Raw genomic sequence first — 15,048 nt, 5'->3', positions numbered from 1 at the left:
TGTGGGTATATGAAATGAAACAGTCCGCACTCTTTACTACCGCCCAGTTGGGCCCGTACACCCTCAAGAACCGCATCGTCCTGCCGCCACTGACCCGCTCGCGCAGCTCCCAGCCTGGCAATATTCCGAACGATCTGATGGCCACCTATTACCGCCAGCGCACTGGTGCCGGTTTCATGGTGACCGAAGGTACCCAGATCGAGCCCCGTGGCCAGGGCTACGCCTGGACCCCAGGCATCCACAGCGCCGAGCAGGTCGAAGGCTGGCGCAAGGTCACCGATGCCGTGCATGCCGAAAGGGGTGTGATCTTCGCTCAACTCTGGCACGTCGGCCGCGTGTCGCACACCTCCCTGCAGCCCGGCGGTGAAGCGCCGGTTGCGCCCTCGGCCATCCGGGCGGACAGCGTCAAGGTGTTCATCGAGACCGGCCCCGGCACGGGCGCGCTGGCCGAGCCGTCCACTCCACGGGCGCTGACTACTGCGGAGGTGAAGGAGCTGATCCAGCTCTATGCCCAGGCCGCCCGCAATGCCTTGGAAGCCGGTTTCGACGGGGTGGAACTGCACTGCGCGAACGGCTACCTAGTGAACCAATTCATTTCCGCCCATACCAACCGGCGTGACGATGAATATGGCGGCTCGCTGCACAACCGCCTGCGCTTCCTGCGCGAGATCACTCAGGCCGTTGCCGATGTCGTTGGCAAGGAGCGCATGGGCGTCCGCTTCGCTCCCCTGTTCGCCACCACGGACGAAGACCGCGTCTACCTCGGCCTGGTCGAGGAAGACCCCCACCAGACCTACATCGAGGCCGTGAAGATCCTGGAGGACGAGGGCATCGCCTACCTGTCGCTCGCCGAAGCCGACTGGGAGAACGCCCCCGAGTTGCCGGAGGCCTTCCGCGAGGATGTTCGCAAGACCTTCAGCGGCAAGATCCTCTATGCCGGCAAGTACACCGCAGAACGCGGCAATCGGGTGATCCAGGCCGGCTGGGGCGATCTGATCGCGTTTGGTCGCCCCTTCATCGCCAACCCCGACCTGCCCGACCGTATCGCCAACAACTGGCCGCTCAATCCAGTCGACCTGACCAGCATGTACGGCGGTACCGACAAGGGCTACACCGACTACCCGACCTATCGCCCCTGAGCGATCAACCCCGCGCCCTGGGGCTCCAGAGCGCGGCTCGCGTTCGCCGACCGAGGAAGATGAACATGTATCAACCGAGCATGATTTCCCACCATGAGCATCGAGGATTCAGGCGAACCTTCACGCAAGGCCACTTGAGCCTAGGATTGTTCTTTCCCTTAGAGGCCTTCGAAGGGGACACACCAAGCATGCTTAATCAGGTCGCATTGGCCAAACGCGCAGAGGAGCTTGGGCTTTCCGCACTCTGGTTTCGCGACGTCCCTCTTCGGGATCCGGATTTCGGCGATATCGGCCAAGTCTTCGACCCTTGGGTGTACCTGGGCTTACATGGCCGCCCATACGACAGACATCGTGCTAGGCACCGCCTCCATCGCCCTTCCCTTGCACCATCCCTTGCATACCACCAAGGCGGCGGCGAGCGTCCGCTTGCTCCTGAGGGAGGCTTTCGGCGACCAGCCAGTGGAGTTCCCTGCCTTTAATGTCGATCCCGAAAAGCGTGGCGAGATATTTCGAGAGCACTGCGAAGTGATACGCCAGGCCCATCGCACTCGCTTCGCGCCCATCCGCTGGAGTGACGGCGAATTGCTGAGCGCCGACCTCATCCCCAAACCCACGACCTGGGAAATCCCGCTGTTCGTGACCGGACACAGCCGACAGTCGCTCGATTGGATCGCGCGCGAAAGCCATGGCTGGATCAACTCTCCACGCCCGCCGAAAATGCAGCGGCTGATCGTGGAGGACTGGCGAGAGGAGGTCATGAAACAGTGCGGTGCTGCCTAAAAGCCGTTCATGCAGTCGCTTTACATCGACCTGGATGCTCGCCCATCCACATTCATCCGGGGTTCCGCCTCGGGCGCGATCACCTGCGGGCCTTGCTACAGACGCTTCAGGATACCGGCGTGGACCACGTCATCCTGAACTTGAAATATGGCAAGCGTCCTGTGGCCGAAGCGCTCGAGGAACTCGGCATGTATATCCTTCCTCACGTCAGGGCCCGCGCCTCCCGACGCAGAGGTTTAACAGGACGAAAGTAGGAACATTCGTGAACGTTTCCACTACTTTCGACAGGTGACGCATCATGAAGGCTTCTCGTAGGCCTTCCAATTCCTCACACGGACGAGGAGAATATTGCAATATCGCGAAAAATGGGTATCACAAACCCTATGAACATTGACCTTAACGAAGTTCTTAAAGCCCTGGCGAACCCGATGCGCCTCGATATCCTCAATTGGCTCAAGGATCCAAAGACGAATTTTCCCGAGCAGGAAGTCGACCCGGAAACAGTGGGCGTGTGCGTCAGCATCATCCAGGAGCGCACGGGCCTTTCGCAGTCCACTACGTCGCTTTACCTCACCGCCCTTCAGCGCGCACGACTCGTGACCTCGCATCGGATCGGCCCGTGGACTTACTACAAGCGTCATGACGAAAACATCGATGCCTTTCTCAAAACACTGCAAGAAAAGATCTAGGTGTGTAGTCCCAACGTGTAGCGGTGCCTCATCCCTGAGTCGTCAAGAGGAGGATGCCCTATGGGAAGTGTTTTTCACGGCTGCGCCCGCACGGCGCCGCGTGTTCGAGCCAAGCTCCAAGCGTCGAAACAGAGCACCCGAGCCCTTGCCACCCGCTACGGGCTGAATCCGAAGACCGTGACCAAGTGGAGGACGCGGACCACGACAACCGATGCTCCGATGGGTGCTTGGTCCCGGGAAGTAATGGCCAGGATCGTCTTTGAAGAGCTGCGGATCCTCATACCACTGTTCCAGGATAAGGCCAATCGGAGTACGCCCTTTCAGCACGCATAACGGACGACTGCTGTTACACGCCCAGAGGTAGTCCCCGAAAGGCGACCGGAACCTCCCATGGCCATGGACCCTCCTTCGAGAGAGGCTCGTACCATGAACCAGTACTTTCCGGGAACAAACACCTAAGGAAGGCTTATATGGACGCCTCCCGGAACTCAAGAGGTAGGCCTGCTGGCGTTCAGGTAGGAGCAGTCTTATATCCGGCCTGTTTGTGCAGGCCGAAAAACCTGCTGGCCCTGATGGAATCCGCTGGCGAGGCCCGCATCTGAAAATCGAGCTGTGGGCAGCGCCCTGGCTCATCTTCCTTATCAGGTTTACCTCGCCACGGTCTGACCTGTTCCGCCATCACGTGCTTACCGCCTGCGCTCCTTGTGAAGCCTGTTGGCTGCCGTTTCTCAATGCCCCGCAGGGCATGCGGTAAAGCGCTCGGCCCGGTACGGAGAGCCCTTGGCCAGCACGGCCCACAGGGTTCGGGCCAGCTTGTTGGCCACCGCGGCGACCGCCACGTTGTGAGGCCGCCTGGCCAGCAAGCGCTCAAGCCATCCGGATTTCTGGCTCCTGGCGAGGATCGAGCGAGCCCCGTGCATCAACAGCATGCGCAGGTAGCTGTCACCGCGCTTGCTCAGCCCCAGTTGCCGGACTCGACCGCCGGTACCGGTCTGCCGGGGAACCAGTCCCAGCCAGGCGGCGAACTGTCGGCCGGAACGAAAGGTCGTCGCGTCTCCCAGCGAGGCAACCGCAGCGGTGGCCGTCAATAAACCGATGCCGGGGATCTCTGCAATTTTCTGGCAGTCGGGGTTCTCGCGCAGGCAGCGCTTCAGGCGGAGTTCGATCACCTGGATTTCCTCCTCCAGTCTGAGCACCCGCGCCCACTGCTCGCGCAGGCTCTCCAGAAGTACGGGAGGAACCTGATTTTCCGCCTCGGCGAAGGCTTCCGGCATAGCCTTGGACAAGGGGGCATACCCCTCCGGCAGCACAATCCCGAACTCGTAAAACAGCCCTCGCAAACCATTGCTCTGCATGATGCGAAACTTCAGCAGTTGGGCACGAATACGGTGCAGCGAGAGAATGGCCTGCTGGTCCGCTTGCTTGATGGCGACCAGGCAGGCGCCGGGCTGCTGTACCGCTGTCCAGATGGCCTGGGCGTCGGCCGCATCGGTCTTGTTGCGCAGTACGAAGGGACGCACTGAGCGAGGGGCCAGCAAGCGCACTTCATGCCCCTGCTGCCGAAGCTGACGAGCCCACCAGTGGGCGCTGCCGCACGCCTCGATCGCCACCAGGCAGGGTTGGCGCCGGGCGAAAAACGCCAGGACTTCATCGCGCCGCAGTTTGATGCGCTCGATTTTTCCGGTGTTCTGGTCGACGGTATGTAGTTGGAAAACCTTCTTGGCGATGTCCATGCCGATCACGCTATGTTCCATGATGGATCCTCTTGCTCAAGTGATGCTTGCCATTCACATGCTTCACTGTGGCACTCCGATGCCGAGCAGCGAGGATCCTCTATCGATGCAGAGGTGTTGCAATCGGCCCGCTGCCGGGGGAGGCGTCCATACCATCTGAAGAAGACTTTCTGAATCTGGTGAAATACACCGATCCCATTGCCCGAGTTTCCCGATGAAGCAGATGACCTTTGCCGATGCCGAGTACGCCGGCAAGCGCAAACAGACCCGCCAGGAATCGCTCCCGATCGAAATGGCTCGACCGTCCATCCACCCCGGCTCTGCCGCGACTGGCCCTGACGCGCCTCCACGCCAACGCCATGTTCGCGCTCGCGATTCGCTGTGATCAACTTACGACGGGACTTGTACCCACAGGAGTGCGCCCATGCTGGGCGCACAAAGCAAAACCCCGACACCAGGCCGGGGTTCCACACAGGCTCGCCTTTTCTAGGCGAGGCCGATCTTCTCGGCGAACGCTTCGATATCCACATGGTGGTCGAGCACTTCGCCGGAAGCCATTTCGATCAGATACAGGCTTCCCAACTCCTCATACCTGTCGCTGTCGGGCTGGCAGCGCTTGATCTGCCGTTCCCCTTTCGCAGCCAGAAAATGATTGACCTTGGCCAACAATGCCAGGTTTACCCCTGCCGTGCTCATGCCTGTCCCCGATAACGGATCAACGTGGAGCCTCAGGATGGGCGAAAGCGTTATAGCAATCAAGCCATAAAAAACTCCGTACGAACTCATCCCCAGCGAACGCCAGGGATACCCCGAGCCGTGCCGGTTATCCTCACGCTTTCCAGGACCGAAGGCACTACATCAGCGAGTCGATCAGCAAAGCGTTGGTGTAGATCAGGCTACCGTCGCTGGCACGATGTCCAACCAAGTGAAACTGCCCGCGCCGATCCTCCGGCCGCAGGTAGACCCGCAAGTGGCAGTCGGACAACGGCCCGCATTCGGGCGGGGTGACCAGTTCCAGGGTGTTCAGGTCAACCTCGACCAGCGCCTCGGATTCGCCGGTGCTCTGCAAGCGCTCCTCGGCCTGTTCCAGGTGCTGGCGGTCGTCGCCGCCGATATAGAAGTGGATCAGTCCCATGGGAACCGATTTCTCGGTGGGTCTGGTCTTGCGCCAGCTCTCAATCTCGAAGCTGCTCATCGCGAGTTCTCCCGAGTTGACTGAAAGGACGGGCGATGCCCACCGTTCAGGATAGCAGCAGGCAAGAGCGCCATCGTCCGCTCAGGGCGCGCCGAACAACGCCGTCCAGTAGATTCCCGCATCGCTCTTCGGATCGGCGGCGTAGGCCGCACCCAGTTCGCTGAACTGCGGATTCATCAGATTGGCGCAGTGACCAGGGCTGGCCAGCCAGCCGTCGACCACCTTGCGCGCGTTGTCCATGGCGGCGGCGATGTTCTCGCCGATCAGCCCGCCGGTGTAGCCGGCCAGTTCCGCCCGGTCGCTCGGAGTACGGCCGTCGCGGTCCTTGTGGTCGAAGAAGTTGCCGTTGGCCATGGCCCGGCTGTGGCTTTCGGCCGCGCCGCCCAGGACAGAGCTCCAGGCCAGCGGTGGCGCCGCGGCGAACCGCTGGCCAGCGCACTGGCGCGGCTGCGCGCGAACGGCGTTGATCTGTTCGAGCAGCTTCTGCCCTTCCGCCTGCCAGTCGCCCATGCGCCCGGCCAGCAACGGTCGCGCCAGCACGATGCGCCAGTCGCGTTCCGCGCGGCTGACACCGATATCGACGAACTGCGGGTCCAGCACCACCTGACAGAAGCTCTGCCGCAAGGTCGCCATGGCGGCTTGCGCGTCGCGCGGGCCGGACAGGCTGATCGCCTGTGCGTTGACCAGCGGATAGGCGGCGAGCCCCAGAGACTCCCGCAGATCCCCACTGCCATCGGCCGGCAGGATCAGCCGCGGATCGTCCGTCAGCGGCGGCAGCTCGCCGGCCGCCCGGCCGGCGCAACTCTGCACCTGCGCCCGGTAGGCGTTGATCGACGCCACCAGTTGCGCCTCTTCGCCGGCCCCGACGACGGCGGACACCAGACCCAGCGATACGGCCGCGAGCCGTGCCACGAATGAAGCAATGCGCATGGAAACCTCCTCGATATGACTACCTCCATGATGCGCGATTGCAGGCCTTTCGAGCACGCTCGGGGGGGGGTGCTCCGCTCCCACGTGGGAGCGCTCGTCGTTATACACAACTCCAGTCCCCACAGGTCTATACCCAAAAGGGATTCGTGGAGAATGACGATGAACTGGGCAGAGGAAGAAATGCAGACCGCCGACCTAGGCGATGAGCGCCTGAATGTACGGGTAGCCAAGGTCCTGGAGCGGTTGGGAGCGCACCCGGGGAGCAGCATTCCCGCGGCCTGCCGGGGCTGGGCGGAAACGATGGCGGCCTATCGGTTCTTCGACCACGAGAAGGCAACATTCGAGACGGTGCTGACACCGCATCGGGATGCCACGCTGCAGCGCATGGAGTGTTGCCCGGTGGTGTTGCTGGTACAGGACACCACCGAGCTCGACAAGTGGGTGAGCCTGGGCCCCAAGGGCGTGGGCACGCTCAAGGAGCAGCAGAAATACCCGCGTCGGTTGCATCCGACCGTGGCCTTTACCCCAGAACGCATCTGCCTTGGGGTCGTGGAGGCCTTGTGGTGGAGCCGCGACGAACCGAGTCCGCGCAAGGCGCGTCGTGGCAAGGGCGTGGACGAGAAGGAGAGCCGGCGCGGGATCGACAGTTACCAGGCTAGCTGCGCGTTGCAGGGGCAGATCCCCAAAACGCAATTGGTGAACCTCGCCGATGCGGAAGGGGATCTGTATGAATGGTTCACCGAGTATGCGGAAGTCGCACCGTCCACGCGGGCGCAGTGGATCGTGCGTGCGGCACAGGATCGACGCGTGCTGACGGGCGATGCCGACAAGCTATGGGCATCGCTGGCCATGGCGCCGGGTCTGGGGCAGCTCGCCGTCGAGGTCCGGGCACGCCCGAAGCGCCCGGCCCGGCAGGCCCGGGTCACGTTGCGTTCGGCCACTGTCGTGCTGCGTCCCCCCGCTCGAATCGGTCGCCACTTGCCGGAAGTCTCCGTCAATGCCGTGCTGGCCCGCGAAGAGAATCCTCCGGAGGGCGTCGAGCCGCTGGAGTGGCTGTTGCTGACCAGCTTGCCGGTGGGCAGCCTGGAACAGGCCTCTACGATTGTCGCCTGGTATGCCGTGCGCTGGTATATCGAGATTTACTTTCATGTCCTGAAAAACGGCTGTCAGATCAATTGCCTGCAACTGGAAACCGAGGAGCGGCTACTGCCTTGCATCGGGCTTTACCTGGTGGTTGCCTGGCGAGTGCTGTACAGCCTGATGCTCGGACGTGCCTGCCCGGAGCTGAATTGCGAGTTGATTTTCGAAGCCCGGGAGTGGCGGGCCGCCTACCTCGTGATCAAGCGCTGCCCACCGCCGCCGGTGCCACCTCGACTGGGCGAGATGGTTGAGTGGGTGGCCGGTCTGGGCGGCTATCTGGGGCGCAAACACGATGGCCCACCCGGCCCCAAGGCCATGTGGATCGGATTGCAGCGATTGCGGGAGTTTGTCATTGCACTGGAAGCACGCGATGCGCTCGCCGGAACTTATGTATAACGACGAGCGTGGGAGCGATCGGCTTCGTGACGCCTTACCTGGCGGCATTCGACACGCCAACACGGCTCACGCCAAAACGCCAAAACGCCCCGACTTGGCCGTTCGTAGAATCCCATTGCTCATGCGCCACTTTGTGCTTTCGTTGATGTGTGCAGAGGAAAAGCCCGTGGTAGCAAATGTATGACAGTGGAATATCAAGGCTGGTTTGGCGAGAGCTCCACATCACTATCGAGTCGATACGAAGGAGACAGTCATGGACAACATCAACCAATGCCTGAAGGGATTTCAGGAACAACTGGAGCACCTTCAGAACAACGCGACGCTGAAAACGCTTCAGGAGCAGATGGAGAATTTTCAGAAGAATGGGGCACTGCAAGCGATCCAGGAGCAGATGGAGCACTTACAGAATAATTCGATGCTAAAAACGCTCCAGGAGCAGATAGAGCAACTTCAGAACAATCGGGTGTTGAAGGAATTTCAGGAGCAGATGGAAAAATTCCAGAGCAACCCGCTACTGAAGGAGTTTCAGGAGCAGATGGAGCGCTTTCAGAACGACCCAGAGCTGAAAGCGCTCCAGGAGCAGATGGAGCAACTTCGAAACCATCCGGTGATGAAGGGATATCAAGAGCAGATGGAGTACTTTCAGAACAATATGGAGCTGAAAACGATCCGCGAAGAAATGGAGAAACTTCAAAACAATCCAGTGCTGAAAGCGCTCCAGGAGGAAATGCAACACTTACAGAACAATCCGGCGCTGAAAGCGCTCCAGGAAGAGATAGAGCAATTTCAGAACACTGCGGCACTGAAAGCGATTCAGGAGGAAATGGAGCATTTCCAGAACAACCCGGCGCTGAAAACGTTCCGGGAACAGATAGAACACCTTCAGAACAATCCGGCGCTGAAAACGATTCAGGAGGAGATGGAGCACTTTCAGAACCATCCAGCGCTGAGAGCGATTCAGGAGCAGATGGAGCAAATTCAGCAAAAACCGGCCTGAGCCGTAGATGGAGCGACACCCCACCGCTTGCGCAAAGGGACACCGCGGTCCCGGTCCTACGCGGCGTGGTAGGAGCGATCATTCAAACGGGCCATGAAAAACCGCCGACAGATCCGGCCTGCCGGCGGTTTTTCCGTTGCGGACTCAGGCGATGCGCAGTTGCTCCTCGATGAGGAAGTCCTCCTCCAGCAAACGGTCGCGACCGGCCACGCTGCCAGCGAACCCACGGCTGTCCGCAATGCGCTTGTTGCGCTGCTTGCCGAGCCGATGGGCCAGGGCATGGCCGAGTTTTTCCATCGCGCCATCCAGGGCGAACTCCAGGGACTCGGCGTTGTGACTCACCGACAGCGGCTGGCATCCCCTGGCGCGGGCTTCGATCTGGCAGCGCTTGTCGTTGGCTCCGGCCTTGTTGCCTTTCTCGTCGTTCAGATGGACGACAACGCGGGTCAATTCCTCGCCGTAACGCTCGAACTTGCTGGCGATGGTGGCGCGGACCCAGCCGGCCAGACGGGCACTGCCTTCGATATGGTTATCGCTGTGAACCTGGAGTTGCATATGCCATTCCCTCTTCAATCGATCAGCAATGGTGCCGCGTAGTTGCATCGCGACACCTCCAGACTACGCCGAACCGAGGCGTCTGGAAGCCCCCTGTGCAGAGAAAAATATGCATTGCTGACTTGTGTCAGAAGTCCGTAACAATGGCGGCGATAGGGGATGGACGTGCAATCCGAGACAGGCCTAGGATCGATTTTTCGGTCGCCCCGAACCTCTCACCCTGTCTGCCGACGGTCATCTGCCCTGCCTTCATGCAAGAACATGAAATCGACCGGAGTTCGGCATAGCGATCACCTCGCCGGGAACTTCGCACGGGATACGCCCTTTCAGTCCGGACCGCTCCCCCGATCGTCCCCGATGCAGGCTGTCACCGGCCCCGTTGCCAAAGGCGCCTGAAGCGATCAAAACTCGCCCAAGCCGGCTACAATGGCACGCTCGTTTCGTCCCGAATCTCACCGCCATGTCATTACCCAAGCACCATCTGGAACTGCTCAGCCCGGCACGGGATGTGTCCATCGCCAAGGAGGCGATCCTGCATGGCGCCGATGCCGTGTACATCGGCGGCCCCAGCTTCGGTGCGCGGCACAGCGCCGGCAACGATGTGACGGATATCGCCGGCCTGGTGGAGTTCGCCCACCAGTTCCACGCCCGGGTGTTCGTCACCCTCAACACCATCCTGCACGACGACGAGCTGGAACCAGCCCGCCAGTTGATCTGGCAGCTACACGACGCGGGCATCGACGCGCTGATCGTGCAGGACATGGGCATCCTGGAAATGGACATTCCGCCCATCGAGCTGCACGCCAGCACCCAGTGCGACATCCGCACCCTGGAAAAGGCGAAATTCCTGGCCGACGCCGGTTTCTCCCAACTGGTGCTAGCGCGCGAACTCGGCCTTGCGGAGGTCCGCGCCATCGGCGCGCGAGTGGACTCGACCATCGAGTTCTTCATCCACGGCGCGCTGTGCGTGGCCTTCTCCGGGCAGTGCTACATCTCCCACGCGCAGACCGGGCGCAGCGCCAACCGCGGCGACTGCTCGCAGGCCTGCCGGCTGCCCTACACCCTGAAGGACGACCAGGGCCGGGTGGTGGCCTACGACAAGCACCTGCTGTCGATGAAGGACAACAACCAGAGCGCCAACCTGCGCGCGCTGATTGATGCCGGGGTGCGCTCCTTCAAGATCGAGGGACGCTACAAGGACATGGGCTACGTGAAGAACATCACCGCCTACTACCGGCAACGGCTCGACGAGGTCCTGAGCGAGCGCCCGGAGCTGGCACGAGCCTCCAGCGGCCGGACCGAGCACTTCTTCGTGCCGGACCCGGACAAGACCTTCCACCGCGGCAGCACGGACTACTTCGTCAACGAGCGCAGGATCGACATCGGCGCCTTCGATTCGCCGACCTTCACCGGCCTGCCGGTGGGCGAGATACTCAAGGTCCGCAAGAAGGATTTCATCGCCGGCACCACGGAGCCGCTCGGCAACGGCGACGGCCTGAACGTGCTGGTCAAGCGCGAAGTGGTGGGCTTCCGTGCCAGCGTCGTCGAACAGCTCGAACGCTCCGAGCGGGGCGGCAAGCCCCACTGGCAATACCGCATCGAGCCCAACGAGATGCCGGCCGCGCTGAAGCAGTTGCGTCCGCATCATGCGCTGAACCGCAACCTGGACCACGACTGGCAGCAGGCGCTGCAGAAGACTTCCGCCGAGCGCCGGGTCGGGGTGCGCTGGCAGGTCCGGCTGACGGAGGAGGCACTCGACCTGAACGTGACCAGCGAGGAAGGCGTCGGCGCTTCGGCGAGTCTCGCCGGGCCCTTCGGACTGGCGAAGAAGCCGGAACAGGCGCTCGAGCAGTTGCGCGACCTGCTCGGTCAATTGGGCACCACCCTCTACCATGCCGAAGAAGTGGAGATCGATGCACCGCAGGCATTCTTCGTCCCGAACTCCCTGCTCAAGGCCCTGCGCCGCGAGGCCATCGAGGCCCTGACTGCCGCCCGCCTGGCCACCCACCGGCGCGGCAGCCGCAAGCCGGTCAGCGAGCCGCCGCCGGTGTACCCGGAATCGCACCTGACCTTCCTGGCCAACGTGTACAACGAGAAGGCCCGGGCGTTCTATCGCCGCTACGGCGTGCAACTGATCGACGCGGCCTACGAGGCTCACGCGGAGGCCGGCGAAGTGCCGGTGATGATCACCAAGCACTGTCTGCGTTTCTCCTTCAACCTGTGCCCGAAACAGGCCAAGGGCGTCACGGGCGTGCGCACCAGGGTCGCGCCGATGCAACTGGTGCATCAGGACGAGGTGCTGACCCTGACGTTCGACTGCAAGGCCTGCGAGATGCACGTCATCGGCAGGATGAAAGACCACATCCTCGCCCAGCCCCAACCCGGCAGCTCGACCGGTATCGTCGGCCAGATCAGTCCCGAGGAGTTGCTCAAGACCATCAGGAACAGAGCGCAACGCTGAGCCCGCCGATCTGCCCGGAAAACCGAACCGGTGCTGAACGACAAAGCCCTGCGTCGAGCAGGGCTTTGTCGTTCATTTTCTTCCGGTTTTCGCATCAACCCAGTCTGAGACCGGTACTGTCCACCACGCCGTCCGCATGGGTTGCCACCTTGGACGAAGGACGCATCCAACGTCCCAGGCACACACCCGCCACGAACAGAACCAACCAGGTAAACACTACGGTAAGAACAATGGCCATCAACATCGTTATCTCTCCCTGACATTCATATTGTGCGGCAATATGTAGCAATAATCCGTTCTTGACAAATTGACCCAAATCAAAAGAAGAGACTCTTTCGGTTTCGGGATTTTCAGGCATTCCCCGCTTGCCAGCTTTCCTTTCCACTCGATGATCCGGGCCCTCGCGTACCACTGCCAGCCGCCGGCGGATAGAAGGGCTACATGGCCTCAGCGCCCTCGCCCTCCGGCTTTCCTGTCGATACCAGCGCCCCGCTGGCATCGGCGAACAAGCGGGATAGGGTCGCTGGCGACGAGCCACGTCCGACACCCCCGAATGCCCAGGCCGGCCATGACGCACCGGTATACCCGCATGGATGCGCACCTTGTAGTTCACGAAAAAAATCACTACAAAACTATTGACACGACCGCACCCATCCCCCGATGATGAAGCTGCTTCCCTAACAGGGAGCCCTGGTAAGGGTGTTCGCGGTTTGCTCGACCCACCTCGTCGAGCCACTTCGCGGCTGTACTGCCCACAAGGCGGACTGATGAAGTTGACTGGCAGTGATCGCACTGGTGGCGAGAAAGCGCTGGCGAGACATTCTGATGATGCTTGTGGCGGACCGCACGACCCCTCCGGCCCGTTCCAGACACCATCGGTGCTCGCCTCCCGTCCTCTCCTCCTCGCGATCCCGCCCCGGCTTCTCCAGGTTTGCTTTGTGTAGTTAGCTCAGATCGGCGCTACATAAGGCTCATGTTGTGATCTGGACCCAGCTGCACGGCATGCAGGCCACCGTCCGATCCATCGATCCACGGACGGCTGGCCTGAACCGAAAGGCGGCACATTTTCGCAAACGCTCGATCAATGGATGACCATGAGGACCTTGCACATGAATCTGAACAACAATGCACTCTCTCCCGATGAATTGGCTCAACTGTTCGCCCAACGCAGGGACAAGAGCGAAAGCCACATCCTCTGGATCTGCGAGGCGGGCGAAGTCCATCTCGATCGCCTTCCGGCCGGCATGGAGGAAACGGAATTCGAGAAGCGCACCCCTGCCATGCGTGTCAGGCTCAGAGCCTATCGCCGGGGAAAGGGCTACGTCGGCAAGAAAGCCGCGGCCGATCGGGAATTCATCGATCGCGTTCACCAGACCCTGACTGAACACTGGCGCGTCGCCCGGAGCAATCCCGGCGTTCACTATGTGGACAAATACTGCTGACCGACAGTCTTGCCTGAACCCAAGCCTACCCGACTCCCTCGCCGGTCCGGGTAGGCTTCCCCATCCCGTTCCCACGCCCTCGCGCTCGTCGTTATACATAAGTTCCGGCGAGCGCATCGCGTGCTTCCAGTGCAATGACAAACTCCCGCAATCGCTGCAATCCGATCCACATGGCCTTGGGGCCGGGTGGGCCATCGTGTTTGCGCCCCAGATAGCCGCCCAGACCGGCCACCCACTCAACCATCTCGCCCAGTCGAGGTGGCACCGGCGGCGGTGGGCAGCGCTTGATCACGAGGTAGGCGGCCCGCCACTCCCGGGCTTCGAAAATCAACTCGCAATTCAGCTCCGGGCAGGCACGTCCGAGCATCAGGCTGTACAGCACTCGCCAGGCAACCACCAGGTAAAGCCCGATGCAAGGCAGTAGCCGCTCCTCGGTTTCCAGTTGCAGGCAATTGATCTGACAGCCGTTTTTCAGGACATGAAAGTAAATCTCGATATACCAGCGCACGGCATACCAGGCGACAATCGTAGAGGCCTGTTCCAGGCTGCCCACCGGCAAGCTGGTCAGCAACAGCCACTCCAGCGGCTCGACGCCCTCCGGAGGATTCTCTTCGCGGGCCAGCACGGCATTGACGGAGACTTCCGGCAAGTGGCGACCGATTCGAGCGGGGGGACGCAGCACGACAGTGGCCGAACGCAACGTGACCCGGGCCTGCCGGGCCGGGCGCTTCGGGCGTGCCCGGACCTCGACGGCGAGCTGCCCCAGACCCGGCGCCATGGCCAGCGATGCCCATAGCTTGTCGGCATCGCCCGTCAGCACGCGTCGATCCTGTGCCGCACGCACGATCCACTGCGCCCGCGTGGACGGTGCGACTTCCGCATACTCGGTGAACCATTCATACAGATCCCCTTCCGCATCGGCGAGGTTCACCAATTGCGTTTTGGGGATCTGCCCCTGCAACGCGCAGCTAGCCTGGTAACTGTCGATCCCGCGCCGGCTCTCCTTCTCGTCCACGCCCTTGCCACGACGCGCCTTGCGCGGACTCGGTTCGTCGCGGCTCCACCACAAGGCCTCCACGACCCCAAGGCAGATGCGTTCTGGGGTAAAGGCCACGGTCGGATGCAACCGACGCGGGTATTTCTGCTGCTCCTTGAGCGTGCCCACGCCCTTGGGGCCCAGGCTCACCCACTTGTCGAGCTCGGTGGTGTCCTGTACCAGCAACACCACCGGGCAACACTCCATGCGCTGCAGCGTGGCATCCCGATGCGGTGTCAGCACCGTCTCGAATGTTGCCTTCTCGTGGTCGAAGAACCGATAGGCCGCCATCGTTTCCGCCCAGCCCCGGCAGGCCGCGGGAATGCTGCTCCCCGGGTGCGCTCCCAACCGCTCCAGGACCTTGGCTACCCGTACATTCAGGCGCTCATCGCCTAGGTCGGCGGTCTGCATTTCTTCCTCTGCCCAGTTCATCGTCATTCTCCACGAATCCCTTTTGGGTATAGACCTGTGGGGACTGGAGTTGTATATAACGACGAGCGCCCTCGCGTGGGAACCTCGCCTCGCACCGGCACACGCGCGCAAAGTGCATCTCCG

The 15,048-nt window shown here is 61.7% G+C and carries 14 protein-coding genes and 2 pseudogenes; 9 read left to right on the top strand and 7 right to left on the bottom strand.

Annotated features, from left to right (window positions below; genetic code table 11):
- Window positions 1-14: 14 nt before the first annotated feature.
- The 4 genes and pseudogenes from AVCA_RS08400 to AVCA_RS25960 all read left to right on the top strand — a co-directional run.
- Complete coding sequence (locus tag AVCA_RS08400) at window positions 15-1,139, top strand: alkene reductase (RefSeq protein WP_175555995.1); 1,125 nt, start codon at window positions 15-17, stop codon at window positions 1,137-1,139.
- A 65-nt stretch (window positions 1,140-1,204) separates the two neighbouring features.
- Window positions 1,205-2,173, top strand: a pseudogene (locus AVCA_RS24640) (LLM class oxidoreductase).
- A 129-nt stretch (window positions 2,174-2,302) separates the two neighbouring features.
- Window positions 2,303-2,608, top strand: coding sequence for an ArsR/SmtB family transcription factor (locus tag AVCA_RS08390; RefSeq protein WP_012700461.1), 306 nt, complete (start codon window positions 2,303-2,305; stop codon window positions 2,606-2,608).
- Window positions 2,609-2,668: 60 nt separating this feature from the next.
- Window positions 2,669-2,833 (top strand): annotated as a pseudogene (locus tag AVCA_RS25960) (IS481 family transposase); the annotation flags it as partial.
- A 503-nt stretch (window positions 2,834-3,336) separates the two neighbouring features.
- On the opposite strand, the gene AVCA_RS08380 reads toward AVCA_RS25960, so the two are convergent.
- Window positions 3,337-4,362, bottom strand: coding sequence for an IS110-like element ISAzvi3 family transposase (locus tag AVCA_RS08380; RefSeq protein WP_012700460.1), 1,026 nt, complete (start codon window positions 4,360-4,362; stop codon window positions 3,337-3,339).
- Between the two features lie 193 nt (window positions 4,363-4,555).
- Between AVCA_RS08380 and AVCA_RS26380 the strand changes: the two genes are divergently transcribed.
- The gene (locus tag AVCA_RS26380; RefSeq protein ID WP_012700459.1) at window positions 4,556-4,726 is read left to right on the top strand and encodes a hypothetical protein; all 171 of its coding nucleotides are present in this window, start codon (window positions 4,556-4,558) and stop codon (window positions 4,724-4,726) included.
- Window positions 4,727-4,827: 101 nt separating this feature from the next.
- On the opposite strand, the gene AVCA_RS08375 is transcribed toward AVCA_RS26380, so the two are convergent.
- From AVCA_RS08375 to AVCA_RS08365, 3 genes are all read right to left on the bottom strand, one after another.
- The gene (locus tag AVCA_RS08375; protein ID WP_012700458.1) at window positions 4,828-5,037 is read right to left on the bottom strand and encodes a hypothetical protein; all 210 of its coding nucleotides are present in this window, start codon (window positions 5,035-5,037) and stop codon (window positions 4,828-4,830) included.
- Window positions 5,038-5,194: 157 nt separating this feature from the next.
- Window positions 5,195-5,536: a hypothetical protein gene (locus AVCA_RS08370; RefSeq protein WP_012700457.1), complete on the bottom strand. Its 342-nt coding sequence runs from the start codon at window positions 5,534-5,536 to the stop codon at window positions 5,195-5,197.
- 81 nt (window positions 5,537-5,617) lie between these two features.
- Complete coding sequence (locus tag AVCA_RS08365; RefSeq protein WP_050764377.1) at window positions 5,618-6,466, bottom strand: CAP domain-containing protein; 849 nt, start codon at window positions 6,464-6,466, stop codon at window positions 5,618-5,620.
- 153 nt (window positions 6,467-6,619) lie between these two features.
- Between AVCA_RS08365 and AVCA_RS08360 the strand changes: the two genes are divergently transcribed.
- Both AVCA_RS08360 and AVCA_RS08355 read left to right on the top strand, forming a co-directional pair.
- The gene (locus AVCA_RS08360) at window positions 6,620-8,002 is read left to right on the top strand and encodes an IS4-like element ISAzvi7 family transposase (RefSeq protein ID WP_012700450.1); all 1,383 of its coding nucleotides are present in this window, start codon (window positions 6,620-6,622) and stop codon (window positions 8,000-8,002) included.
- A 253-nt stretch (window positions 8,003-8,255) separates the two neighbouring features.
- Window positions 8,256-8,999, top strand: a complete 744-nt coding sequence (locus AVCA_RS08355) for a hypothetical protein (protein WP_012700455.1) — start codon at window positions 8,256-8,258, stop codon at window positions 8,997-8,999.
- Window positions 9,000-9,143: 144 nt separating this feature from the next.
- Here AVCA_RS08355 and AVCA_RS08350 read toward each other — a convergent pair whose 3' ends face one another.
- Window positions 9,144-9,554, bottom strand: a complete 411-nt coding sequence (locus AVCA_RS08350) for an HPF/RaiA family ribosome-associated protein (protein ID WP_012700454.1) — start codon at window positions 9,552-9,554, stop codon at window positions 9,144-9,146.
- A 460-nt stretch (window positions 9,555-10,014) separates the two neighbouring features.
- Here AVCA_RS08350 and AVCA_RS08345 point away from each other — a divergent pair, with 460 nt between their 5' ends.
- The gene (locus AVCA_RS08345; protein WP_012700453.1) at window positions 10,015-12,015 is read left to right on the top strand and encodes a peptidase U32 family protein; all 2,001 of its coding nucleotides are present in this window, start codon (window positions 10,015-10,017) and stop codon (window positions 12,013-12,015) included.
- A 94-nt stretch (window positions 12,016-12,109) separates the two neighbouring features.
- Here the strand turns inward: AVCA_RS08345 and AVCA_RS26375 are convergent, their stop codons facing one another.
- The gene (locus tag AVCA_RS26375) at window positions 12,110-12,400 is read right to left on the bottom strand and encodes a hypothetical protein (RefSeq protein ID WP_175556055.1); all 291 of its coding nucleotides are present in this window, start codon (window positions 12,398-12,400) and stop codon (window positions 12,110-12,112) included.
- A 724-nt stretch (window positions 12,401-13,124) separates the two neighbouring features.
- On the opposite strand from AVCA_RS26375, the gene AVCA_RS08340 reads away from it, so the two are divergent.
- Complete coding sequence (locus AVCA_RS08340) at window positions 13,125-13,457, top strand: hypothetical protein (RefSeq protein ID WP_231876434.1); 333 nt, start codon at window positions 13,125-13,127, stop codon at window positions 13,455-13,457.
- Between the two features lie 91 nt (window positions 13,458-13,548).
- Here AVCA_RS08340 and AVCA_RS08335 read toward each other — a convergent pair whose 3' ends face one another.
- Window positions 13,549-14,931, bottom strand: a complete 1,383-nt coding sequence (locus AVCA_RS08335; protein ID WP_012700450.1) for an IS4-like element ISAzvi7 family transposase — start codon at window positions 14,929-14,931, stop codon at window positions 13,549-13,551.
- Between the last annotated feature and the right edge of the window lie 117 nt (window positions 14,932-15,048).

The sequence above is a fragment of the Azotobacter vinelandii CA genome (assembly GCF_000380335.1).
Taxonomy (GTDB): Bacteria; Pseudomonadota; Gammaproteobacteria; order Pseudomonadales; family Pseudomonadaceae; genus Azotobacter; species Azotobacter vinelandii.
The sequence above is the reverse complement of the archived record's forward strand: the minus strand, read 5'-3'. Positions and strand labels throughout refer to the sequence as shown.

Bases quoted from the DNA above. Each gene is read 5' to 3' on its own strand.
- AVCA_RS08400 (WP_175555995.1), top strand. From the start codon at position 15: ATGAAACAGTCCGCACTCTTTACTACCGCCCAGTTGGGCCCGTACACC.
- AVCA_RS08390 (WP_012700461.1), top strand. From the start codon at position 2,303: ATGAACATTGACCTTAACGAAGTTCTTAAAGCCCTGGCGAACCCGATG.
- AVCA_RS08380 (WP_012700460.1), bottom strand. From the start codon at position 4,362: ATGGAACATAGCGTGATCGGCATGGACATCGCCAAGAAGGTTTTCCAA.
- AVCA_RS26380 (WP_012700459.1), top strand. From the start codon at position 4,556: ATGAAGCAGATGACCTTTGCCGATGCCGAGTACGCCGGCAAGCGCAAA.
- AVCA_RS08375 (WP_012700458.1), bottom strand. From the start codon at position 5,037: ATGAGCACGGCAGGGGTAAACCTGGCATTGTTGGCCAAGGTCAATCAT.
- AVCA_RS08370 (WP_012700457.1), bottom strand. From the start codon at position 5,536: ATGAGCAGCTTCGAGATTGAGAGCTGGCGCAAGACCAGACCCACCGAG.
- AVCA_RS08365 (WP_050764377.1), bottom strand. From the start codon at position 6,466: ATGCGCATTGCTTCATTCGTGGCACGGCTCGCGGCCGTATCGCTGGGT.
- AVCA_RS08360 (WP_012700450.1), top strand. From the start codon at position 6,620: ATGACGATGAACTGGGCAGAGGAAGAAATGCAGACCGCCGACCTAGGC.
- AVCA_RS08355 (WP_012700455.1), top strand. From the start codon at position 8,256: ATGGACAACATCAACCAATGCCTGAAGGGATTTCAGGAACAACTGGAG.
- AVCA_RS08350 (WP_012700454.1), bottom strand. From the start codon at position 9,554: ATGCAACTCCAGGTTCACAGCGATAACCATATCGAAGGCAGTGCCCGT.
- AVCA_RS08345 (WP_012700453.1), top strand. From the start codon at position 10,015: ATGTCATTACCCAAGCACCATCTGGAACTGCTCAGCCCGGCACGGGAT.
- AVCA_RS08340 (WP_231876434.1), top strand. From the start codon at position 13,125: ATGAATCTGAACAACAATGCACTCTCTCCCGATGAATTGGCTCAACTG.
- AVCA_RS08335 (WP_012700450.1), bottom strand. From the start codon at position 14,931: ATGACGATGAACTGGGCAGAGGAAGAAATGCAGACCGCCGACCTAGGC.